The organism is Ottowia caeni (assembly GCF_050821495.1).
Classification (GTDB): Bacteria; Pseudomonadota; Gammaproteobacteria; order Burkholderiales; family Burkholderiaceae_C; genus Ottowia; species Ottowia caeni.
The window spans coordinates 752,161-774,683 of record NZ_CP151080.1; the positions used below are offsets into that span (position 1 = coordinate 752,161).

Genomic DNA, 22,523 nt, shown 5'->3' on the forward strand with positions numbered 1-22,523 from the left:
CGCTCTCAGCGCCGATCCTGCGGCGCCACGAAGGACGCCGGGCGCTTGCGTTTTTTCGGCTCTGGCCGGTAGTGTGTGTCTGTGAAACGCTGCAGGGCTGTGCGCACGTCTTCATCGAGAGGGCGGTTGTCGACGCGCTCCTGCGCATCAAGCCATCTGCCAGCCTCGTTATACGACAGGGACACTGCTTCAGGCCAGGCCTGCGAAGGATCTGCATGGTCGATGCGCCACATGACGAACCAGACCGGCGCGCCGGAGGTAAGGTTCAGGTAGTAGCCCTCGGCCTCGTCGCGATGGAGGGTAACGGGCAAATCCGGGAACAGCCACTGAGCACAGTCGCCGTCGTCCCGCAATACGCGACGCTCAGTGCCAAATCCGCCCGCATCTATCACCACTTCAGCAAGGGTAAAGCGCCAGTCTTCCCAGCGGGTTGGTTGCCGCTGTCGGTCTATGCGCACCGCAACGCGCAGGGAAGGCGGGACATCGTTTGAAAACACCGTGATCTTTGGAGTGTGGCAGGTAAAACTACACAATATAGAGTAGTCTCGCTACGTGTTCACGGACTAAGTGAAATCCCTTGGTTTGACATAAAGTGATTCACGTATATGCTTAGGCGGCAATATGCACTAGCCGTAATATCCCACACATGCGGATATCCCACGATACCCGGTGATTGAACCGGAAAGAGGTAAGCCAGATGCCCAAGCCCATATCCTCATTCAAGGCCCCCTCGCCCATCTCCAGACGCACCGTGTTTGCAGGTGCTGGAGCAGCAGGTGCAGCGGTTGCAGCCGCCGCAGTGTTGCCAGGTGTCGTTCATAAATCGGCGCCAGCTGTGCTGGCTGAGCCCCAAGCTGCTGGCGGCTATCAGCTGACGGAGCATGTCAGGCGCTACTACCAGACTGCCAAGGTCTAAGAGCAAGGAGATCCACATGCTGCTCACCCGTAAGTCCCCGGCCTCGGTTTCTGGCGCTCACGTCTCCTCCGGACTCGTCGCCAACCTGGCGCGCGGCCTCGCGCATGCTGTGCCCACCATCGATCGCCGCGCGTTCCTGCGTCGCTCCGGTCTGGGTGTGGGTGCGGGCATAGCGGCCTCGCAACTTACCCTTGTCAAGAAGGCCGAGGCCGCAGCTGAGACCAAAGGCATGGGTACCGGCAAGGTTGAGGTCAAACGAACGGTCTGCGGTCACTGTTCCGTGGGCTGCGCGGTGGATGCTGTGGTCGAAAACGGCGTCTGGGTACGTCAGGAGCCGGTGTTCGACTCCCCGATCAACCTGGGGGCGCACTGCGCCAAGGGTGCTTCTTTGCGTGAACACGGGCATGGCGAGTTCCGACTGAAGTACCCCATGAAGCTTGTCAACGGCAAGTATGAGCGCATCACCTGGGATGTGGCGTTACAGGAAATCAGCGCCAAGATGCTTGAGCTGAAGAAAGCCAGCGGGCCCGATTCGATTTTTGTGGTGGGTTCGTCCAAGCACAACAACGAGCAGGCTTACCTGCTGCGTAAATGGCTGACCCTCTGGGGCAGCAATAACACCGATCACCAGGCCCGCATCTGCCACAGCACTACCGTTGCCGGCGTTGCCAACACCTGGGGCTACGGGGCAATGACCAACTCCTACAACGACATGCAGAACTCCAAGGCTGCGTTGTACATTGGCTCCAACGCTGCCGAAGCGCACCCGGTTTCCATGCTGCACATGCTGCATGCGAAGGAAAACGGCTGCAAGATGATTGTGTGCGATCCGCGGTTCACGCGGACGGCGGCCAAGGCAGATCAATACATCCGGATTCGCTCTGGCTCGGATATCCCGGTTCTGTTCGGCATCCTGTATCACATCTTCAAGAACGGCTGGGAAGACAAGAAGTACATCGAAGACCGGGTGTACGGCATGGACAAGGTACGCGAGGAAGTGCTCGCAAACTGGACACCAGACAAAGTGCTCGAAGCCTCCGGAGTGGAAGAGGCAGCGCTTTTTCAGGCTGCAAAAACCATGGCTGAAAATCGCCCGAGCACCATTGTGTGGTGCATGGGCCAGACTCAGCACTCCATTGGCAATGCCATGGTGCGTGCCTCCTGCATCCTTCAGTTGGCCTTGGGCAACGTAGGGGTTTCAGGCGGTGGTGCCAACATTTTCCGTGGTCATGACAACGTACAAGGTGCCACCGACGTCGGCCCGAACCCTGACTCGCTGCCGGGCTACTACGGTTTGGCTGAAGGCTCATTCAAGCACTTCGCTGCCACCTGGGGAGTCGATTTCGATTGGATCAAGCAGCAGTACGCTCCCGGCATGATGACCAAATCGGGCATCACGGTGTCGCGCTGGATCGACGGCGTGCTTGAGAAGAACGAGTTGATCGACCAGGAAAGCAACCTGCGTGGTCTTTTCTTCTGGGGGCACGCGCCGAACTCGCAGACGCGCGGCCTCGAGATGAAGACTGCGCTGGACAAGCTGGATCTGCTGGTCGTGGTTGATCCCTTCCCCAGCGCCACCGCAGCCATGGCCGCCATGCCCGGCAAGCCGGAAGATCTCAACCCCAATCGGGCCGTTTACCTGCTGCCGGCCACCACGCAGTTTGAAACCAGCGGCTCCTGCACGGCCTCCAATCGTTCGCTCCAGTGGCGCGAAAAAGTCATCGACCCCCTTTGGGAAAGTCGCAGCGACCACATGATCATGTACCAGCTGGCGCAGAAGCTGGGCTTTGACAAGGAACTGGTCAAGAACTACAAAATGCAGAAGATCAAGGGCCTGGATGAACCGGTGCCCGAGGACATCCTGCGCGAGATCAACAAGTGCGTCTGGACCATCGGCTACACGGGTCAAAGTCCGGAGCGGCTCAAGGCGCACATGCGCAACATGAACGTCTTTGACGTGAAGACGCTGCGTGCCAAAGGCGGAGTCGACAAAGAAACAGGTTATGAGCTCGACGGCGACTACTTCGGCCTTCCCTGGCCGTGTTGGGGCACGCCTGAGATGAAGCACCCAGGCAGTCCGAACTTGTACGACACCAGCCGGCACGTGATGGACGGCGGCGGCAACTTCCGCGCCAATTTTGGCGTGGAGCGCGACGGTGTGTCGTTGCTGGCGGCCGATGGTTCGCACAGCAAGGGGGCTGACCTGACCACGGGCTACCCCGAGTTCGACCATGTGCTGCTCAAGAAACTCGGCTGGTGGAACGAACTCAGCCCGGAAGAGCAGACTGCCGCAGAAGGCAAGAACTGGAAGACGGATCCCACGGGAGCCATTATTCGAGTCGCTATGAAGAACCACGGCTGCCATCCGTTCGGCAACGCCAAGGCGCGCGCGGTAGTCTGGAACTTCCCCGATCCGATCCCCAAGCACCGCGAACCTATCTACAGCACGCGCCCCGACCTGGTAGACAAATACCCCACGCACGACGACAAGACTGCCTTCTGGCGTTTGCCTACGCTCTACAAGACGCTGCAGACGAAAAACCGCGACATTGGCAAGACCTTCCCGCTGATCATGACCTCGGGTCGGCTGGTTGAATACGAAGGTGGTGGCGAAGAGACGCGTTCCAACAAGTGGCTGGCCGAGCTACAGCAGGAAATGTTCGTCGAGATCAACCCGCGCGCGGCCAACGACCGCGGCATCCGCGACGGCGACCAGGTGTGGGTCAAAACACCTCCCATGGCAGCGCTACCCGACTTCAAGGGCTTGAAAGTGCGTGCACTCGTCACCGAGCGTGTGGATGCCGGAACCGTGTTCTTGCCTTTTCACTTCTCGGGCCGCTGGGGTGGTGTCGATATGGCGAAGTACTACCCCGAGGGGGCCATGCCGATAGTGCGTGGTGAAGCTGTCAACACAGCCACCACCTATGGCTACGACAGCGTCACGATGATGCAGGAAACGAAAACCACTGTGTGCCAGATCGAAAAGGCCGTTTAACAGGAGACCGACCATGGCACGAATGAAATTTATCTGCGATGCCGAGCGCTGCATCGAGTGCAACGGTTGCGTGACCGCCTGCAAGGCTGAGCACGACGTTCCCTGGGGTGTGAACCGGCGGCGGGTGGTTACGCTGGGCGACGGCCAGCCCGGAGAGAAGAGCATCTCGGTCGCTTGCATGCACTGTAGCGACGCACCTTGCATGGCCGTTTGCCCGGTCGATTGCTTTTACCGCACCGATGAGGGCGTGGTGTTGCACGACAAGGACGTCTGCATCGGCTGCGGGTACTGTAGTTATGCGTGCCCGTTCGGTGCCCCGCAGTTCCCAAGCAACGGCACGTTCGGCCAGCGAGGAAAAATGGACAAGTGCACGTTCTGCGCTGGTGGCCCTGAAGACAACGGTAGCGCCGCGGAGTACGAGAAATACGGCCGAAACCGCCTGGCCGAAGGTAAGCTGCCAGCTTGCGCCGAAATGTGCTCCACCAAGGCACTGCTGGGCGGCGATGGCGATGTCGTCGCAGACATTTTCCGCACACGCGTCTTGAACCGCGGCAAGGGCAGCGAAGTCTGGGGTTGGGGCACCGCCTACGGAAAGCCGAGCAAATGACCATGAAAAAACACATTTCACTGGTGATCCCCGCCGTACTGGGGTGTGTGGTGCTGCTGTCGGCCTGTAGCGAGAAGCCGCAGACTGCCGGCGCGCAGGTCAAAGGCGACGCCAAGTCTTGGCAGGGCGGTCAGGCAAGTTTCAATGCCGCGGGGTGGAAGCCTGGCGACGAGGCGAGCTGGACCGACCAGATCAAGCAGCGCAACCGTGCGCAAAACGAGTATGTGCGAATAGCTCCTTGAGCTTTGATGCGGAGGCCCCTGACAATGAAAGCCGTATTTTCTTGGTGCCTGGCTCTGGGGCTGCTGATTTCAACGGGTGCCTGGGCGCAGGCACCGTTGCCATCTTCAGCCGGTCAAGCCAAAGGCCCGCCTGCTGATTTCGTAGCGCCTGCTGAGCCCAAGGCCGACGAAAGCAATGCCGAGCGTTCTCGCTCGCAACCTGGCAACAATGCGCCTTTCTGGCGGGGTGTTCGCCAATCGGGTGAAACCGCAGGCGTGACCAATCTGCCAGGCCTGGAAAAGGGTGTCCTGATCCAGCGCTTCGTCAGCTATCCCGGCACAGACTACACCACCGCTGGGGAGGCGTGGCGGCAGGTTCGAAACCGGTTCATCATCCCCTACGGCGGGTCTTTGATGCTGATTGTGCTGGTGGCCATGGCACTGTTCTTCATAGGGAAGGGGCGCCTGGGGCACGAACACCCTGAAAGCGGTCGGAAGATTGAGCGGTTCACGCCCTTCGAGCGCTCAGCCCATTGGCTCAACGCCATTGCTTTTGTGCTGCTCGGCGTATCAGGCCTGGTCATGGCGTTCGGCAAGTTTTTCCTGTTGCCGGTGCTGGGCAGTTCGATTTTCGGCACCCTGACGCTTGCCCTGAAGACGCTTCATAATTTTGTGGGGCCGCTGTTCGCTGTGACGCTGCTGATCATGATCCTCACATTCGCCAAAGACAATCTGCCCCGCGCTGGTGACATGCTGTGGATCAAGAAAGGCGGCGGCTTGTTGTCAGGCGAAGAGGTGCCTTCGCATCGCTTCAACGCAGGTGAAAAAGGCGTTTTCTGGATAGGTGTGTTCCTGTTCGGTCTGGCCGTCGTCATTTCCGGGCTGGTGCTCGATCAGCTCATGCCCGGTGTGCTCTACACCAGGGGCAACATGCAAGTGGCGCACATGGTCCACGCGATCGGCGCGGTGCTGATGCTCTGCATCATCTTCGGCCACATCTACATAGGCACCATCGGCATGCGTGGGGCCTATAAAGCCATGCGCACCGGTTACGTTAGCGACGGTTGGGCCAAGGAGCATCACGCGCTATGGCATGCCGACATCCAGTCCGGCAAAATTCCCGCTCAGCGCTCGGGCACAACTGCTCCCAAAGCGCCGGTACCGCAGGCCCGTGAGGCTTGATCCGAAACCTCACCAACGTATACGGAACCCCCATGAGAGCACACACCGTACTACTGGCATCATCGCTCGCCGCTTTGCTGGCGTCCGGCAGCGCGTTCGCCAAGCTGCCCCCGCCGTCTGAGGAAGCCAAGGCCAAAGCGGCCGAGGCAGCGGCAAGGGCCGCCTGGAGCAACCAAGTTGCTAACTATCAGTTGTGCCAATCCATGGAGCGGGTGGCCCAAGGGTACCTGGAGCGCGCCCGTGCGGCGGGCAAGGCGGTGCAGCCCTCTCCCACGCCTCCCTGCAGCGACCCCGGGCCATTCAGCTACGCGCCACCGACGGCGCGGCCCATTGAAGCTGCGGGAGCGCACTCGCCGCCGCAAACCGCGGCCACACCGCCGAGCACCACACAGCCTGCGGCATCCGGGGCCAAGCCTTGACGGCCTCTGCACCAGAGCAAAACCGCACGCTTGGCTTTGAGGTTGAATCACCCGGGCCCACGATCTCTCCGAACGCACCTCGCATGACCCATGCCGGTGCGGCTTTGCTTCGCACCATCGAGATTCTTGACCAGCACGGAGTTCGGCGCGATATTCAGATCCCTGCCGAGCGTCCGCTGACTGTGTTCGTGGACAAGCGCGAACTGGTCACGCTAATGACGCTGGGGGTGCGCCCCGAGTTGCTTGTGCTGGGTTATCTTTTCAATCAAAGGCTGCTCACTCGGCTGGATGATGTGGCCGCGATCAGTGTGGACTGGGAGGTTGAGTCAGCGGCGGTGAAGATGCGCTCGGCCATCACCGATTTTGAGTCTCGCACTGAGCACCGCATCGTCACCACGGGTTGCGGGCAGGGCACTGTGTTTGGCGACGCCATTGGCGCCGTGGGCGACATTAAACTACCGGACAAGAGCGTGGCGCGCATCAACCAGCGCGAGCTTCATGGCCTGCTAGATCGCCTTCGTCACTTCGATTCGGTACACCGGCAGGCAGGCTCAGTTCACGGGTGTGCACTGTTTCAGGGTGCCAGAATGTTGGTCTTCGTAGAAGACGTCGGTCGCCACAATGCTATCGACACCATTGCAGGCTGGATGCTGGCGCATGAGGTTGATGGCGCAGACAAAGTGTTCTTCACCACTGGCCGGTTGACGAGCGAGATGGTGATCAAGGCAGCACAAATGGGCATCCCCATTGTGGTGTCGCGTAACGGCGTCACCGCCATGGGCTATGACTTGGCGAGTCGCCTGGGCATGACACTCTTCGGTAGAGCCGCCAATCGACATTTTCTTTGCTACACCGGGTCGGAGCGCTTCGACAGCGATGCGAGTGACGACGAGGGTACCAACACCGGCGCTGCACCCGAGCCTGTTCCAGAGCTGATCACGATCAGCGGAGACTGAGCTCCCGAGCCAGTTCCAGCGCTCTTCAGTTGGTGAATTCTGGTGTTTTGTAGGAGCGGCTAAAGAGCTTCAAAGGCCCTTGGGGCGCCCGGCGTTCGTGGAGAAACAGTGGTCTTCCTTGTAGGAGCGGCTTTAGCCGCGAATGGCTTCCTTAGGAGCAAAAGGACGGCATGGGTGACGGTGACCCTTCGCGGCTGAAGCCGCTCCTACAAAGACAGAGGCGATGTAGGCCGTTTTGGGCTTTCAACGTTTTGTTTCTCATGAGGGTGTTGCAAAACTACTCCTTCCCCTCCTGGGGGAAGGTTGGGATGGGGGCACGCACAGCGCCAAAACAAGGCCGTTCACCAAGTGCGGTAACAATACCCCTCAATGAACACCATGTCCGATGGTTGGGGGCTGGCCTGGCAGCTTCTCGTCAACGCCGATCCTGAGCTGCTCCATATCACAGCGCTCTCGCTTCAGGTCAGTGCAACGGCCTGCGTGATTGGCGCCGTTATCGGATTAATCCTCGGCGCCTGGCTGGCGGTAGCACGGTTTCCCGGCCATCAGTTGCTCGTGTGGCTGGTCAACACCTTGCTGGCCCTTCCGGCCGTGGTGGTGGGCCTGCTGGTGTATCTGCTGCTCTCTCGGTCTGGGCCCTTAGGTGAGCTGGGCATTCTCTTCACGCCATCGGCCATGGTCGTCGCACAGAGCGTGCTGGTCACGCCGTTGATCGCCGCCTTGTCTCGCCGCCTCGTGCTGGCCGCGTTGGCCGAAGGCGGTGACCAATTGCGTTCACTTGGTGCACGGCCGATTACCACCGCGCTGCTCATGCTGATCCATGACCGCATGGGCGTGGCCACCGTGCTGCTCACCGCATTCGCCCGCGCCATTGCCGAGGTGGGCGCCGTCATGATCGTCGGCGGCAACATTGCGGGCGTTACCAGGGTCATGACCACCACCATCGCGTTGGAGACGAGCAAAGGAGATCTTGCTCTGGCCCTTGCTCTCGGCTTTGTTCTGTTGGCCGTGGTCGGTATGGTCAACGGCGTCATGGGGTTGCTTCAATGGTTGGGCGCCCGGACCCGAAGCGTCGGACCTGCGGCAGCTTCGCCAAGCACGCCGCGGCCACCCTTGCCCATGCGCCGAGTGCTTGCCCCCACTGAGGCTGTTCCTCTTATCGTTGTGGAGCGAGCCACCGTGCGTTTCGGTCAGGCTGTGGCTTTACGTGAAGCTTCCATCACCCTCTACAGGGGTGACCGGCTTGCCTTGGTAGGTGCTAATGGGTCGGGTAAAACTACCCTGCTGAGGTTGATGCACCGGCTGTTGCCCTTCGACGGGCGTTGCGAACATTTGCACTTGATGCCGGAGGGACGCCCGCCTCGCGCCGCCATGCTGTTTCAGCGCCCTTTTCTTTTAAGTGTCTCGGTGTGGCGCAACGTCTGGATTGGCCTTTGGCTTGCCCGCGTGCCAAAGGCCGAGCGGGCAGAGCGGTGCCGTCAGGCGCTCGCGCGTGTAGGCTTGCTGCAGCATGCCAGGCGACCCGCGCGCGCGCTTTCGGGTGGTCAGCAGCAGCGCCTGGGCTTGGCACGGGCCTGGGCCCTGCAGCCCGACATACTCTTCCTGGATGAACCCACCGCCAGCCTGGACCCTGGCGCCAAGAACGAAATCGAAGCCCTGATTGAGGAAGTGGCTGACACTGGTGTGACCATTGTCATGAGCAGCCACAACCTGGGCCAGACCAAGCGCCTGGCCACCAGGGTGGCGTACCTGCAAGGAGGGCGGCTCGTTGTCGAGCGCCCAGTAGATCGCTTCTTCAGTGGAGAGGAACTGCCCGCTGAAGCGGCGCAGTTCCTGTTGGGAGAATTGGGCTGGCGGTGAGCTAGATGCGGCGTCTCAGTCAATGCTGATCGGTGATCATCAAACGGGATTCGTCTGTACCCCAAGGGCCTCTAACTCACGCATCACACCTTTCATGAACTCTTCTGAGATGATGGATCGTGGTTTCCCCGTAGGAAAAAGCACGGCAAAATCAGTGAAAAAGCTCGGTGCAAACTTCCGCATCACGACGTCATGCCGAACTGCCGAGTGAGCAGTCACTGCATCGACGATACTGTAACCGTATCCGCCCGCTACAAATGCGCACATTGATGCGAACAAAGGCGTCTCGACCTTCACATTCAGAGTGCAGCCGCGTTCGGTAAACAGTGCTTCCAAGCGTTTCGTACGAACGTGACCGAGCGGAGCTGTGACCATGGGAAAGTGGCTGAGGTCCTCTGGCTCCAGCACTGACTTCTTCGCCAATGGACTGTTGGCAGGGAGTATGCAGACGCAAGGCAATCTCAAGCGTTGAGCGTCCATCCACCCTGTATCGAAATCGCTTTCTGCGAAGCCGATGTCAAACTGTTGCGTGGCAATCAGCTTGACAACTGTTGGCGAGCTTCGCGCCTGTAGTACGACGTTGACATCGCCATGCCGTTGCAGCATTGAAGAAGCAATTCGCGGCAGAAATTCAAGAGCCAACATCGGCATAGCCGCGATACGAAGAGTGCCTGCATTCGCATTGCGAATATCTTCTGCTACGCGATTGACCGTGGCTAGACCATCGAGTGCCGCGATGGCAGTCTCATGGAGGTAGTGAGCCTCGTTGGTAGGCTGCAGGCGATTTTTTTCTCTAAAGAATAAGGCGAATCCCAGCTGCTCCTCTAGTGCAGAAATGAGCTCGCTGATTGCGGGCTGTGAAATCTTCAGCGTCGCTGCGGCTGCAGTTACCGTTCCGGTGAGCATCACCGCGTTAAATGCTTCGAGCTGACGTACTTTGATCATGATGGATCGCCAAGGTATATCTCCTGATTATGAGGTCAGAGGAAAATAGGATTTGATGCGGAATCACGATATATATATCATGGCAGTCACTTGCAGATATTTTTTAACGCGTCTAGTAGGAGAGCTGCGGTGCACACATTTCTGAATCGAAACATCATCTCCTTCGCACTTGTCGCTGCAAGCGCGGTCCTGTTACATGTTCAAGCAGCCGAAGATTACCCGACGCGACCGATCCGTATGTTGGTCGGGTTTTCTGCCGGTGGTGCAACGGACGCGCAGGCACGTCTCGTTGCTCAGACCCTGTCCGAAAGATTGGGGCAGAGCGTCATTGTTGAAAACAGGCCAGGTGCCGGCGGCAGCATCGCTGCAGGCGCGGTTGCGAAGTCGGCGCCAGACGGTTACACGCTGCTATACAGCTCGGCAGCGTTGACAATCAATTCGGCTCTTTATAAGAAGCTGCCTTTTGATCCGATAGCCGATTTTGCGCCGATAACCAGGGTGGCGTCGACACTCAGCGCTTTGGTCGTCCATCCTTCCATTCCTGCTCGTACAGCGGCGGAATTCATCAAGTATGTCAAAGCTAATCCCGGAGTTGTGACCATGGGCTCCCCAGGGGTGGGGTCATCAGGGTACATGTCGCAGTTGCAATTCAACACGATGGCTGAAATACAAGTGAATCATGTCCCTTACAAGGGAACGAACGACCTTATTCGTGACATGCTGTCCGGACAAATCAAGTCTTCGGTTGACGCTGCCACGGTGTACCTGCCTTACATTAAGGAGGGTAAGCTTTTGGCTCTTTGTGTAGGGGAGTTAAAACGTAGCTCGCTTCTCCCCGGAGTTCCCACCTGTGATGAAAGTGGACTTCCAGGCTACGTTGTTAGGAGTTGGGGGGAATCCTGGCACCGGCGGGAACGCCGAAGCCAGTTCTAGATAAGCTCAGCAAGGAGATTTCTGAAGTGCTAAAAAATCCATCACTTGTGCAGAAGATCAATGCAGGAGGCGCTCAAGTAGTAGGAACCCCTCCTGAAGAATTTGCCGCGATGATTAAACAGGATGTCGAAATATTCGAAGATTTGGTCAAGAGAGCAGGCATCGAAAAACAATAGTTCGGAGGACGAGACATGGGACACGCATTCATTCCTACAGAAGAGAACATCTTGCATGCGCGCGAACTGCATCGCAATAACATTGTTTTCGATTCCCTGACGCCTGGCTTCATTGATGAATGGGTCGTCACACCATCCATGCGAGAGATTGGGCTTGAAATTCAAGCCAAGGGAGGAACTCGGCCAGCGATCAAGGAAGCCATGGCTCAGCACCTTATTAGGAGTTGTAAAGAAGACGCTGCTACACGAAAGGAATATCTGGATTACTGGAATCGCGCGGGCGTCACGGCAGGAAACTACACGCTATATGCATCGGGACCGCCGGATTCTGCATTTGAGTCAACTCTTGCGGCTGCAAAGCAAGCCCGGGATTTCGCGGGGTTGTTTGATGGTGCGCTAGTTGTTGCTGAGTCCGCCAGTGACGTGGAGTCTGCGTTCTCAAGGCGCGGTCACGCCGTTATGTTCAATCTGCAAAATGCAGAGCCGGTTGGCGCGGAATTGGATCGCGTAGATGCGCTGCACGAAATTGGTGTTCGTACCATGCAGCTTACCTATAACCTTCGTACCAGGTATGCCGATGGTTGTCTGGAAACAAACGATGGTGGTCTGAGTCGGTTCGGAGCTGCGCTCATAGAAAAAATGAATGCGACAGGCATCATCGTTGATGTATCGCACGCAAGTGCGGGGACCGCAAAAGATGCCGTCAATGTTTCAAAGAAACCTGTCATCGCATCACACACTGCTGCTCGCCACCTGACTGGTCATCCGCGTGGACTTTGGGACGATGTGCTCAAGCGCATTGCAGACGGAGGTGGGTACGCCGGAGTCGTTATTCTTCCGGCATTCATTGTCGGCCCGGAGGGTAATGACAATGCCGAGAAAGTTGGGAAACCCAGATCCTGGGCAACGTTCGATGTAGTAGCCAATCACGTGTGTCACCTGATTGATGTCATGGGTGAGGACCACGTTGGAATCGGAACTGATTGGGGAAAGCCATACTACAACGCGCTGACTTGGACTCCCGAGATGGTTAAGCCTCAGCGTGGCTTCAACTGGATTGGGTGGCGGCCTGAAGATCGTTTTGATCCGAATGCTCAAACCTTCGGAATGGAAACATGGGATTGCTGGCCAAACCTGACTGCAGCGCTGCTCCAGCGTGGGCTTTCAGAGAAAGTGGTGTTAAAGGTTATCGGGGGTAACTACATGCGCGTGCTTCGCGATCTGCAAGCCTCGTAAATGATTGATAAAGATCGTTCTGCTCGATGCCGTGTCGCAGTCGTTGGAGCAGGAGTCGTCGGCGCTTGTGCTGCCTATGCGTTGCGTAAGCGAGGGCTTGACGTAGCTTTGCTAGAGCGTGACGAACCTGGGGCCGGTTGCAGTTTCGGCAACCTAGGGGCGATCAGCATGAGTTCCGTGGTACCGCTGGCAACATCGGGAACGCTCAAGACTCTGCCGTCGATGCTGAGTGATCCTGACAGCCCATTGTTCTTGCCAATAGGCTACTTTCCCAGAGCGGCACCGTGGCTAGTTCAATTCATGCTATCGGCCCGCTCCAAGGTGGTTGAACAATCATCGGCGGAGCTGGCCAGGCTGCATGATGGTGCGGTTGACGCGCACACAAGGTTGGCGAGAGAGATCGGTGTTCCTGAGCTTATTGTTCAACGCGGACAGCTTCATCTTTACCCATCGAATCAGGCTTTCCAGAATGACGAGTCGTCCTGGGCACTGAGGAGTCGGCGCGGATTGAGTTTCCAGCGCTTGGACGCGGCAGGGATTGCCAAGCTTGAGCCCGCGATTGGGTCGCGTTATCCGGTCGGGATTTTTTTGGAGGGAGACGCAACGGTTCTCAACCCTGGGCGCTATGTACAAGCGATTGTTTCTGCCTTCATTGCAGAGGGAGGCAGATTCGTCAAGCGGAACGTCAAGAGGCTTCAGCGCAATAGTGATGGATCTTGGCTGATCTGCTCAGACGCAGACTTGGAGGGGTTCGATCACGTGGTCATTGCAGCAGGGGCTTGGTCTAGGGAGTTGCTTCAAGGCGTAGGCGTTCGGCTTGCTCTTGAAAGCCAGCGTGGCTATCACGTTCAGTTCAGCGACTGCGCATCCCTCGTATCTCGCTCAGTCCTACTGACGGACAGAAAGGTTTTCTTTGCGCCGATGGAGGCGGGGTTACGGGTGGGAGGTACGGTCGAGATTGCAGGCTTGGACAACCCTCCCAATCCGCGAAGAGTGGCAATTCTTGAGCGGATTGCGAAAGATATTTTTCCGGAGTTGGTGGGCGTGACATCAACGCATTGGATGGGGCATCGCCCATGCATGCCCGACTCTGTTCCAAGGATTGGGAGCGCCGGTATCCCCGGACTCCATATGTCTGTAGGTCATGGTCATTTGGGACTGACCGACTCTGTGCTTTCAGCAGAACGAATCGTGCAGTCAGTCTTGGGAAGCAGCTCCGCTGAGCAGCTGAACGCCGTCAAAGTCGGGTTGTCAAATTAAGGTCAAGTTTGGCGAACGCGTGCGCTCTTTGCCTCCACTGTGACGGGCTATCGTATGGAGAAACCCAATTTACAACCCAACTCTTGACAGCGAAGGAGCAGAGAGCTCCGCATCATTGAAGACGCGGAGCTGGTTGGGTTTCGCTACTCTCCGCCGCTATCCTGACTCACGCACCAGGCGCCATGATTCGTTGCCCGGTTGTCACCCACGGGGCCGTCCCATTTATAAACCCAGTCGACACCGCGGCTCCAAAGCGCCTCATATGAATTTGCGCCGGCCCACGTTTCAGACAGATAAGCCGACTTTGGGGCTACGAATATGCCTCGGGCTGTCTGGTACGGGGCGCGCTCGAAGCCACGCCTGATCAGAGATTCGAAAATGTTGGATTCACCTTCGCCGTCGCTGCCGTCCAACACCAACTGATGAAACTCTTCTTTGGTTGGGTTACGCCAGCCAGCCAGACCGGAAAACCCGCTGGAAGCCAAGTTCCTGCATAGCCTGGATGCCTGGCTATGGTAGTCGCTCTCGTAGATGCCGTACTCGTAATAGAGATCTTGCGGGGGAGGAAGGTTGTTGTAGGGGGCGCGCAACCAAACCAGCCCGTTGCTGACCTGCCTCATGGTGTCTGCACGCTTGTAGCGTAGCTCTTCCATGCGATCTTCCTGAGCCTTCAGCCGCTTGTTCTCGAAATCATCCAGGAGTTGCTTGGCCATGGCCTTGTTATCGGCCTTGAGCGCATCAATGTCTTCCTTGGATGCGTTGGCGGCCGGCTCTCGTGCCTTGTAAGCTTCCGTCAGCAGGTGTACCGCCATCCCTTGGTAGGCCTGATAGAACTCCTTCACCTTGACCAAGTCTCCGGGTTGAGCTGGCACGTCAAATGCGTTCTTGGTTCTCACCAGATCGTTGGCCCGCATCAGCAGCCCAGGCTCCGAAGGGGAAGGCTGGAGCAAGGTGTCATGGATCAGGGCAAGCTTGTCTTCGAATTTTGTGGAGCCGAACGAGCCATTGAGAATCGCTGCTCTGTAGGTGCGCACCTTGCCCTGCATGAGCCGCAGGTTGGCCTGGCAGGCGGCGTCGTCTGGCTTGCAAACTGGCCCGATGGACTCCACCAGCAGGGTGACGTTGTTGTACATCGTCTTGATCTCGGAGATGTCCTTGGCCAGGAGCGTGGTGAGTATCTCCAGCTTGGTATCCTTGCTTTCGACCAGCAGCTCGTGCGTGCGTATGCTGAGCTCGTCAAGCTGGTGCTGCATTTCGTGCAGCTCTCTGAGAATGTCTGCCGTGCCGTCGATGCCGACATTGGTAAAGAAGGCCTCCATTCCGAGGCTGAAAGTGTCTTCAAGGGCTGCTTCACCCAGGAAGTCCAGCAGCTTCTCCAGCCACTCTCCAGCACTACCCAGCATGGGCTGCCGGGCGAGCGATGGCAGGGGCGATCCGGCGCCCATCGCGGTGACCAATCCGTCGAGGTAGTCGTTCAACCCGGTTGGACTGCCTGACGGCACAGCTTCCAGCAGTTTGTCATGACGGAAGTGATACTGGTGCGGATTGGCTACGCCAGAACCCAGACTGGCCCCTTCAGGGATTTGCAGAAACTGCTTCACTATCGAGGAAGCTTCGGCGATGCTGGTGCCGGGGTGTCGATCTATATAGCGGCCGACCAGCGTAGTGGCCGCGTTCACATAGAGCTCTGACTGATTGCTGAGGTTTTCCACCTCGAGCAGAAGACGTCCGTCGAAAGGTTGACCCTCGTAAGTGCCGCCTGAGGCCACAACTCGAACACGCTCTTGATGGCTGGCCGGCAATGGCAGAGTGAACACCCCGCTGGCGTTGGTGGGTTCGGCCATGGCCACCCGTTCCCCCTGAGCGCTCTGCACTTCGATGTGGGCGCCAACCAGAGGCGAACTCAAGTGTGCCTTGCCAAGTACGAACGCGACTGGTGGCGCAGGCTCAGGCGGAGGCGGGTCGTCTCCGCCGCCGCAGGCTCCAAGGAAAAACACCAGGGCAAGAGCCAGAAAAGTCTGGTATTTCATGTAATTCCTTTGTGATGTTTGTCGCAAAAGTACGTAATATCTTCCGAAGTTTTTTGGCGAGCAAGTTTTTTTTAAAGAATTTGTGGTCGGGCAGCCCTTGATCTCGAGCGCGGCCGTTTTTCTTTGTCAACTGAGGAGGATGCAAATGAAATTCGTACTGGAAGATGCTGAAATGGACGCGCAACTGCAACGCACAGCCGCGGCCGCTTACTCAGGGTCGGCCGATCTGGGTGAGGCCTTGGCGGCGGCCCGGCGCGCCACGCCGGGAGATGCCGGCAGTTGGTTTGACGAATGGGCAGCCCTGGCTGAACGAACAGCTCAAAGCGCCCAGGCCAGCGCCCATCTCGGGCATGGCGAGACAGCAGCCAAAGCCTACCTGCGAGCCACCGAATACTGGCGACAAGCCATTTTCTTTCTGCGTGGTGACCTGGACGATCAGCGTTTGCTCAGGGGCTGGCGGGCGCACCGTGCTGCGTTCCGCGAGGCGCTGGCGCACTTGCCATGGAGCACCACGACCGAAGAAATCCCATTGGCTGGGGCGCGCATGACGGCCTACCTCTTACGTCCGCAAGCAGACACATCTGCACGGCCTACTGTATTGATCCCCTGTGGCTTCGATTCCACGGCCGAATCGTGCTACGCCGCCACCGGCTACATGGCGCTCGCGCGGGGTTACAACGTTCTGCTGTGGGACGGTCCCGGCCAAGGCGGCATGCTCTACGAGCAGCGCGTGCCCATGCGACCGGATTTTGAAGCCGTCCTTGCGCCTGTGATCGACTGGCTGCTGCTGCAGCCCGGCGTCAGCCCCGAAGGGCTGGTACTGATGGGCCGCAGCTTTGCGGGATATCTGGCGCCGCGCGCCGCTGCCGCGGAGCCGCGTCTGGCAGCATTGGTGTGTGACCCCGGGCAGGTAGAGTTTGTCTCGCGCTTTGTTCCTGCAATGCTTTCTGAAGATGACTGGGCACGCGTTCGCGCTTCTGATCCGGAGATGGATCATGCCCTTCAAAAGTGGCTTGACAATCCGCGTCAACGAGATTTTTTCGAGCCACGCATGGCGACCTTCGGAACCAGCAGCGTAGCAGAGTTCCTTCGCATGCAGGAGCAATTCAGCGCCGAGGCCACAGCCCATCAGATCAGTTGCCCCACTCTGGTCACAGAAGGCGAAGGTGACTTTGCCTCCCAGAGCCCGAAGCTGTTCGATCTGCTCACTTGCGAAAAGCGCTTTCACAGGTTCACTGATGCCGAAGGCGCCGGCGGCCATTGCAGCGGACTTGGCGCCACCCTGTGGGAGGGCGTCGTATTCGACTGGCTTGCCGAAGTGTTGGCACGCCGAGCTTAGAACCCAAGCCTTCTCAATTCATCAGGCCAGATGAAGTTTGCAACCACAGTGTAGAAGCGGCTTTAGAGCTTCAAAGGCCCTTGGGGCGCCCGGCGTTCGTGGAGAAACAGTGGTCTTCCTTGTAGGAGCGGCTTTAGCCGCGAATGGCTTCCTTAGGAGCAAAAGGACGACATGGGTGACGGTGACCCTTCGCGGCTGAAGCCGCTCCTACAAAGACAGAGGCGATGTAGGCCGTTTTGGGCTTTCAAAGTTTTGTTTCTCATGAGGGTGTCGCAAAAGTATTTTTAATCAAGGCTCCTGTTCTTTCCGCCATTCCCGCGGAGGCGGGAATCCAGTTCAACCTCTCTAGCGCCCACTGAATTCCCGCCTCCGCCACAGCAAACCCAACAGAGCCACTCCGCTCAACAACGCCCCGGAATAGAAAGTGGAAGCCGCCCCCAGCTGGTCCCACAGCAAGCCCGCCACCGCACTGGCCAGCAGCATCGCCACGCCACTGAGCAGATTGAAGAACCCGAAAGCCGTACCGCGCAGATCGGCCGGCGCCGTATCGGCCACCATGGTGGCCAGTAGGCCTTGGGTCATCCCCATGTGTACGCCCCACAGCGCTACTCCAGCCAATACGGTAGCCCAATGCGTGTTGCTGGCCAGCACCAGATCGGCAGCAATCAACACCACCAAGCCCAGCGCCAGCAGTGTGCGGTGACTCATGCGGTCAGCCAGCTTGCCAAACGGGTAAGCCGAGGCCGAGTACACCAGATTCATGGCCACCATAACCAAAGGCACCAACGCCAGCGGCACACCGCTTTGCTCAGCGCGCAGCACCAGAAACGCTTCGCTGAAGCGCGCCAGCGTGAACACTGCCCCCACGCCCACCACCCACCAATACGCACCACTCAGGCGACGCAGATTCTCGCGGCGGATCGGGTTGCTGCGTTGCTCATTGCTGGGCCGTTCGGGCTCGCGCACGCCCACCATGAGCAGTGCCACCGCGAGTAGACCAGGCACCACTGCTACCCAAAATACCGCGCGGAAATCGTCATTCCACAACAGCATCAGGCCCACGGCCAGCAGAGGCCCCAGGAACGCCCCCACCGTGTCGAGTGACTGGCGCAGACCAAAAGCAGCGCCACGCATTTCAGGTGGGGCCAAGTCCGCCACCAGCGCATCGCGAGGCGCGCCACGCACGCCCTTGCCCACGCGATCAAGCAAGCGCGCAGTCAAAACCAGCCCTATCCCCGAAGCCAGCGCGAAGAGCGGCTTGGTGAGCGCACCCAGCGCGTAGCCAAACACTGCCAGCCCCTTGCGCCGCCCCCACCAGTCGCTCAGCACTCCCGAGAACACCTTCACGATGAGTGCAGTGGCCTCAGCCAACCCTTCGATGATGCCCACCACCAGCGCACTTGCACCCAGAGTGCCCACCATGAACAAGGGCAGCAGGCTATGAATCATCTCGGAAGAGATGTCCATCAACAAGCTCACGAAGCCTAGAACCCAGATGGCGGCGGGGAGCCGTTTCTTGGTGGGGGTGTGGGGGTTCATTGGCGTGTACTTATTTAGTCCGCGAGGCTGAAAGAGCAACCTTGCCAAGCCTGCCAAGACTAAGGCGATGCCCAAGTGTAATTCTGTTTGTCAGGACTCTACAGGGGTGGAGAAGTCCTGAAAGCGAAATGCGCCGCTACGACCTATTCGTGGTCGGCGGCGCAAAGCTTGATGTTTTTTCAGGTGGTGCTTACCCGGGGTAGACAGTTACATCTCGTTGCCAACATAATGAGCACGAGAGAAGCGGATATTCGCCCGGCGAAGCACATTTTGGCACCCTCAGGCGCGGGAGAATCGAAGCTTATCCGAGAATTCCGGGTGGTATCGGTTTCATTATCAGGGGTGGGCCGCGGTGCTCGTAGTAGCCCGGCTTGATCGGAAGATAATAAATTGTGCTGCTGCCAAACTCTTTTACGTAGCCGTAATCGCAATCCAGGAGGCGGCAAATGCTGATGGCATGGTGCCTGTCTTCGTATTTTCCGATGTGGTGCCGGTCTTTTTTGCCATTAATAATGCGAATGCCGTAAACGCTGAACATAATGAGATCCCAAAGACATATTTTATAAAATCAAGGGTTGCAGATCAATGTTTTTGGGGGCGATGGCAAAGGTGGCTATTCGAAAGAGGCGGCTTCCCATGATTCGCGTTTTTTGGATTGTGTTATCAAGATCATTGGATCTCGGTTCTTTAGCCCGTAAAGAAAAATCTAACTACAGAGGGATTCGAATTGGATGAGATATCGTCTGGCGACCTAAAATCAATAATTCATTCGAAGCGCGCCAACATATATTATCTTGAGCACTGCCGGTTACTGGTCAATGGCGGTCGGGTCGAGTTCGTCACCGACGAGGGAAGGCGGCAGTTGTACTGGAATATTCCCATTGCTAACACCACTACCGTGTTGCTGGGTACTGGTACTTCTGTAACGCAGGCAGCTATGAGGGAAATGGCTAAAGCTGGGGTTCTTGTGGGATTTTGTGGGGGTGGCGGGACCCCTCTTTTCAGTGCAAATGAAATCGACCACGAAATTGCCTGGTTTTCCCCGCAGAGTGAGTACCGAGCCACCGAATATCTCCAACATTGGGTAAGATTTTGGTTTGATGACTCCCTCAGGCTGCTTGCTGCGAAGGCTTTTCAGCAGGCCCGGTTGAATCGGATTCGCCAACATTGGGTTAATAGCAAGGCGTTACGCGCAGCAGGCTTTGAAATCGATGCCGACGCTTTGCAGGGCACATTGGATGCTTCAGCGCGCCATGTCGTGGCAGCACCCGATAACACATCGTTGTTAACTGAGGAAGCTAGACTGACCAAGGAACTGTTCAAACTTGCCGCGCGGGCAACAAAATACGGAGAATTCACCCGAGCCAAGAGAGGCTCCGGCGTTGATCCTGCCAATGGATTCTTGGATCATGGAAATTACCTAGCCTACGGCTTGGGTGCTACCGCAACATGGGTATTGGGGTTACCGCACGGTTTGGCGGTCTTGCATGGCAAGACACGACGAGGTGGATTGGTCTTTGATGTGGCCGATTTGGTGAAGGATGCTCATGTTTTGCCACAAGCATTCATCTCCGCTACACGGGGAGAAGAGGAGCAGGAATTTCGGCGCGCGTGCATCGAGAGTCTTACGCGCAGTGAGGCCCTGGACTTCATGATCGATACCGTGAAAGCAGTGGCTTTGCAGACCGGTCAAATGGCGCGATCGAAGGCTCAAGAGTCCTCCCAGAGCGGCGCCTAATGAACGTTTTACTAATTTCGCAATGCGACAAGCGCGCTCTGACCGAAACCCGCCGCATCCTGGACCAGTTCGCCGAGCGGCGGGGAGAACGCACCTGGCAAACTCCTATCACCAAGGACGGTCTGGACACATTGCGTCGCCTGCTACGCAAAACTGCGCGTAAGAACACTGCCGTCGCTTGCCACTGGATTCGCGGGATTGATCACAGTGAACTGTTGTGGGTGGTGGGCGATACACGCCGCTTCAACGCCCAGGGCGCCACGCCTACGAACACCACGCAGCGCAATGTGCTGCGCTCGCAAGATGAAAACGACTGGCACAGCGGCGAGGCCATCCACCTTTTTACCGCCTTGGCTGCGCTACTGCACGACTTGGGTAAGGCCAGCAAAGCTTTTCAAGATCGATTGCGCGGTAAGGGCGAGATGGGACGCAACGACTACCGGCATGAGTGGGTGTCGCTGCGTATGTTTCAGGCCTTTGTCGGCAAGGATACCGATGCACAATGGCTGGCTCGGCTGGCCGAGCCCACGCCTGCCGATCACGCCACCTGGATTGACAGGCTGGTGCGCGACGGCCTGGATATCCCCGCCCCGCCGCCGTTTGCGGTGCTGGCAGGCGCCCCGCTGGCTCAGGCCATAGGCTGGCTGGTGGTGACGCACCATCGGCTGCCGCAACTGCCCCAGGATGAAGTTTTCAACCCCGGCCATTTGGCGCAGGTGCTGCACCGCATCACTGCGCCGTGGAACGAGTTGCCCACTCACAGCGAGGCCCAGTGGGTCGAGCCGTACTGGACGTTCACCCCCAAGAGCTACCTGTGCACTGCCCCACGTGGCAAAAAACGCAGCCAAGCTCGCTCGGCGTCTGCAAACGCTGGTGATCCAGCCCGGCCAGGGGGGTGGCTGGCCAACCCATATGTGATGCACGTTTCACGCATGTGCCTGATGCTGGCTGACCACCACTATTCAAGCTTGGACGCCCAAGACGCGTCACGCGCACAAGTTGCGCCGTGGGGCCAGCTTTATGCCAATACCGACCGTAAGACCGGCGCGTTGCTCCAGCCCCTGAACGAACACCTGATCGGCGTGGCCCAGCACAGCCAGCGGGCCACGCGTGCCCTGCCTGGCTTTGAGCTGCACCTGCCTCGCATGAAAGGTCACCGCCTGTTGCGCCAGCGCAGCACGCACAGCGCCTTTCGCTGGCAAGACAAAGCCGCTGACCTGGCCGCTGCGCAGCGCGAAAATGCAGCTGCCCACGGAGCCTTCATCGTTAACATGGCATCCACGGGCTGCGGCAAAACGCTGGCCAACGCAAAGGTCATGCACGCGCTGGCCGACCCGGTGCGCGGAATGCGCTGCGCTTTTGCCATGGGGCTGCGCACGCTAACGCTGCAAACCGGGCGGGCGTTTCGTGACCTGCTGCAACTGGACGATGAGCAACTCGCCATCCTGGTCGGTGGTTCGTCCAGCCGTGCGCTGTTTGAGCATTACGAAGCACAGGCCGAGGCCAATGGATCAGCCTCGCGCCAAGACCTGGTGGATGAATTTGCCCGAGTGGAGGGCATTGAGGGCAACGAAGACGCTCACCCGCTGCTCTCACGCGTGACGCGCGATGCCAAGTTGCGCCAACTGCTGGCGGCTCCGCTGCTGGTTTGCACCATCGACCATCTGGTGCCCGCCACCGAGAGCCAGCGAGGCGGCCGCCAGATTGCGCCCATGCTGCGCCTTATGAGCAGCGACCTGGTGCTCGACGAGCCCGACGACTTTGACCTGGGCGACCTGCCCGCGCTGGGCCGGCTGGTGCATTGGGCGGGGTTGCTGGGCGCGCGCGTGCTGCTGTCCTCGGCCACGCTGGCACCAGCTATGGTGCAGGGCCTGTTCGAGGCCTACTTGGCCGGGCGGGGCGAGTACGCAAAAATCGGGGCGCACAAGCCGACAGTGCGGCGCCGCGCGCCGTGTGCTGCCTGTGGCTGGACGAGCACGACCAGCGCCATGCAGACTGCGCCAGCTCCGACGCCTTCATGCCGCAGCACTCCAGCTATGTGCAAGGCCGCAGCCAGCGGCTGGCCAGCGTGGCCGAAGTGCGCCGCCGCGCTGCACTGCTGCCCCTGCACATTGACAACGCCCAGGACGCGGCTACCCGCCATGCCGGTTTTGCCCGGGCTGTGTTGAATG

The 22,523-nt window shown here is 58.5% G+C and carries 19 protein-coding genes; 15 read left to right on the forward strand and 4 right to left on the reverse strand.

From position 1 onward, the window contains the following. Nucleotides 1–5 precede the first annotated feature (5 nt). Complete coding sequence (locus tag AAAK34_RS03670) at nt 6–497, reverse strand: DUF3305 domain-containing protein (RefSeq protein WP_231695424.1); 492 nt, start codon at nt 495–497, stop codon at nt 6–8. A 200-nt stretch (nt 498–697) separates the two neighbouring features. Here AAAK34_RS03670 and AAAK34_RS03675 point away from each other — a divergent pair, with 200 nt between their 5' ends. The 8 genes from AAAK34_RS03675 to AAAK34_RS03710 all read left to right on the forward strand — a co-directional run bounded on the left by AAAK34_RS03675 (nt 698) and on the right by AAAK34_RS03710 (nt 9,156). Further along, nucleotides 698–916: a formate dehydrogenase gene (locus AAAK34_RS03675; RefSeq protein ID WP_231695423.1), complete on the forward strand. Its 219-nt coding sequence runs from the start codon at nt 698–700 to the stop codon at nt 914–916. Nucleotides 917–932: 16 nt separating this feature from the next. After that, the gene (locus tag AAAK34_RS03680; protein ID WP_231695422.1) at nt 933–3,911 is read left to right on the forward strand and encodes a formate dehydrogenase subunit alpha; all 2,979 of its coding nucleotides are present in this window, start codon (nt 933–935) and stop codon (nt 3,909–3,911) included. A gap of 13 nt (nt 3,912–3,924) precedes the next feature. Next, nucleotides 3,925–4,518 (forward strand): formate dehydrogenase FDH3 subunit beta, encoded by a 594-nt coding sequence (fdh3B, locus tag AAAK34_RS03685; protein ID WP_231695421.1) that lies wholly within the window; start codon nt 3,925–3,927, stop codon nt 4,516–4,518. Between the two features lie 2 nt (nt 4,519–4,520). Continuing rightward, nucleotides 4,521–4,760 (forward strand): hypothetical protein, encoded by a 240-nt coding sequence (locus AAAK34_RS03690; protein WP_231695420.1) that lies wholly within the window; start codon nt 4,521–4,523, stop codon nt 4,758–4,760. Nucleotides 4,761–4,784: 24 nt separating this feature from the next. Next, nucleotides 4,785–5,921 (forward strand): formate dehydrogenase subunit gamma, encoded by a 1,137-nt coding sequence (locus AAAK34_RS03695; protein ID WP_231695419.1) that lies wholly within the window; start codon nt 4,785–4,787, stop codon nt 5,919–5,921. Between the two features lie 32 nt (nt 5,922–5,953). Then, nucleotides 5,954–6,340, forward strand: a complete 387-nt coding sequence (locus tag AAAK34_RS03700) for a hypothetical protein (protein WP_231695418.1) — start codon at nt 5,954–5,956, stop codon at nt 6,338–6,340. A gap of 83 nt (nt 6,341–6,423) precedes the next feature. Continuing rightward, a complete protein-coding gene (locus AAAK34_RS03705; RefSeq protein ID WP_231695417.1) occupies nt 6,424–7,296 on the forward strand; it encodes a formate dehydrogenase accessory sulfurtransferase FdhD in 873 nt (290 codons plus the stop codon). Nucleotides 7,297–7,674: 378 nt separating this feature from the next. Continuing rightward, nucleotides 7,675–9,156 (forward strand): ABC transporter permease, encoded by a 1,482-nt coding sequence (locus AAAK34_RS03710; protein WP_431777758.1) that lies wholly within the window; start codon nt 7,675–7,677, stop codon nt 9,154–9,156. 39 nt (nt 9,157–9,195) lie between these two features. Here AAAK34_RS03710 and AAAK34_RS03715 read toward each other — a convergent pair whose 3' ends face one another. Continuing rightward, nucleotides 9,196–10,101, reverse strand: coding sequence for a LysR substrate-binding domain-containing protein (locus AAAK34_RS03715; protein WP_231695415.1), 906 nt, complete (start codon nt 10,099–10,101; stop codon nt 9,196–9,198). Between the two features lie 129 nt (nt 10,102–10,230). Here AAAK34_RS03715 and AAAK34_RS03720 point away from each other — a divergent pair, with 129 nt between their 5' ends. The 4 genes from AAAK34_RS03720 to AAAK34_RS03735 are packed head-to-tail and all read left to right on the forward strand — an operon-like array spanning nt 10,231 to nt 13,706. Next, the gene (locus AAAK34_RS03720; RefSeq protein WP_431777759.1) at nt 10,231–11,034 is read left to right on the forward strand and encodes a Bug family tripartite tricarboxylate transporter substrate binding protein; all 804 of its coding nucleotides are present in this window, start codon (nt 10,231–10,233) and stop codon (nt 11,032–11,034) included. Between the two features lie 26 nt (nt 11,035–11,060). Further along, complete coding sequence (locus AAAK34_RS03725) at nt 11,061–11,210, forward strand: hypothetical protein (RefSeq protein ID WP_431777760.1); 150 nt, start codon at nt 11,061–11,063, stop codon at nt 11,208–11,210. A 15-nt stretch (nt 11,211–11,225) separates the two neighbouring features. Next, a complete protein-coding gene (locus tag AAAK34_RS03730) occupies nt 11,226–12,446 on the forward strand; it encodes a membrane dipeptidase (protein ID WP_231695413.1) in 1,221 nt (406 codons plus the stop codon). Next, entirely contained in the window at nt 12,447–13,706 is a 1,260-nt protein-coding gene (locus AAAK34_RS03735) for an FAD-dependent oxidoreductase (protein WP_231695412.1), read from the forward strand. It begins immediately after the preceding gene. Between the two features lie 143 nt (nt 13,707–13,849). Here AAAK34_RS03735 and AAAK34_RS03740 read toward each other — a convergent pair whose 3' ends face one another. After that, on the reverse strand, nt 13,850–15,736 hold the full coding sequence (locus tag AAAK34_RS03740) for a hypothetical protein (RefSeq protein WP_231695411.1): 1,887 nt from the start codon (nt 15,734–15,736) through the stop codon (nt 13,850–13,852). Nucleotides 15,737–15,881: 145 nt separating this feature from the next. Between AAAK34_RS03740 and AAAK34_RS03745 the strand changes: the two genes are divergently transcribed. Further along, nucleotides 15,882–17,075: a CocE/NonD family hydrolase gene (locus tag AAAK34_RS03745; protein ID WP_231695410.1), complete on the forward strand. Its 1,194-nt coding sequence runs from the start codon at nt 15,882–15,884 to the stop codon at nt 17,073–17,075. Between the two features lie 345 nt (nt 17,076–17,420). On the opposite strand, the gene AAAK34_RS03750 is transcribed toward AAAK34_RS03745, so the two are convergent. Then, entirely contained in the window at nt 17,421–18,614 is a 1,194-nt protein-coding gene (locus AAAK34_RS03750; protein ID WP_231695409.1) for an MFS transporter, read from the reverse strand. 727 nt (nt 18,615–19,341) lie between these two features. Between AAAK34_RS03750 and cas1f the strand changes: the two genes are divergently transcribed. Continuing rightward, entirely contained in the window at nt 19,342–20,352 is a 1,011-nt protein-coding gene (cas1f, locus tag AAAK34_RS03755; protein ID WP_231695408.1) for a type I-F CRISPR-associated endonuclease Cas1f, read from the forward strand. Continuing rightward, nucleotides 20,352–22,520 carry a type I-F CRISPR-associated helicase Cas3f gene (gene cas3f / locus AAAK34_RS03760; RefSeq protein WP_431777761.1) on the forward strand — a complete coding sequence of 723 codons (2,169 nt, stop codon included), beginning with the start codon at nt 20,352–20,354 and terminating at the stop codon, nt 22,518–22,520. The genes cas1f and cas3f overlap by 1 nt, the downstream gene beginning before the upstream one ends. The last annotated feature ends 3 nt before the right edge of the window (nt 22,521–22,523 follow it).

Coding starts and splice junctions, on each gene's coding strand:
- AAAK34_RS03700 (WP_231695418.1), top strand. CDS start 5,954: ATGAGAGCACACACCGTACTACTGGCATCATCGCTCGCCGCTTTGCTG.
- AAAK34_RS03750 (WP_231695409.1), bottom strand. CDS start 18,614: ATGAACCCCCACACCCCCACCAAGAAACGGCTCCCCGCCGCCATCTGG.
- AAAK34_RS03690 (WP_231695420.1), top strand. CDS start 4,521: ATGAAAAAACACATTTCACTGGTGATCCCCGCCGTACTGGGGTGTGTG.
- AAAK34_RS03745 (WP_231695410.1), top strand. CDS start 15,882: ATGAAATTCGTACTGGAAGATGCTGAAATGGACGCGCAACTGCAACGC.
- AAAK34_RS03705 (WP_231695417.1), top strand. CDS start 6,424: ATGACCCATGCCGGTGCGGCTTTGCTTCGCACCATCGAGATTCTTGAC.
- AAAK34_RS03710 (WP_431777758.1), top strand. CDS start 7,675: ATGTCCGATGGTTGGGGGCTGGCCTGGCAGCTTCTCGTCAACGCCGAT.
- AAAK34_RS03680 (WP_231695422.1), top strand. CDS start 933: ATGCTGCTCACCCGTAAGTCCCCGGCCTCGGTTTCTGGCGCTCACGTC.
- AAAK34_RS03730 (WP_231695413.1), top strand. CDS start 11,226: ATGGGACACGCATTCATTCCTACAGAAGAGAACATCTTGCATGCGCGC.
- AAAK34_RS03715 (WP_231695415.1), bottom strand. CDS start 10,101: ATGATCAAAGTACGTCAGCTCGAAGCATTTAACGCGGTGATGCTCACC.
- AAAK34_RS03695 (WP_231695419.1), top strand. CDS start 4,785: ATGAAAGCCGTATTTTCTTGGTGCCTGGCTCTGGGGCTGCTGATTTCA.
- fdh3B (WP_231695421.1), top strand. CDS start 3,925: ATGGCACGAATGAAATTTATCTGCGATGCCGAGCGCTGCATCGAGTGC.
- AAAK34_RS03675 (WP_231695423.1), top strand. CDS start 698: ATGCCCAAGCCCATATCCTCATTCAAGGCCCCCTCGCCCATCTCCAGA.
- AAAK34_RS03735 (WP_231695412.1), top strand. CDS start 12,447: ATGATTGATAAAGATCGTTCTGCTCGATGCCGTGTCGCAGTCGTTGGA.
- cas3f (WP_431777761.1), top strand. CDS start 20,352: ATGAACGTTTTACTAATTTCGCAATGCGACAAGCGCGCTCTGACCGAA.
- AAAK34_RS03740 (WP_231695411.1), bottom strand. CDS start 15,736: ATGAAATACCAGACTTTTCTGGCTCTTGCCCTGGTGTTTTTCCTTGGA.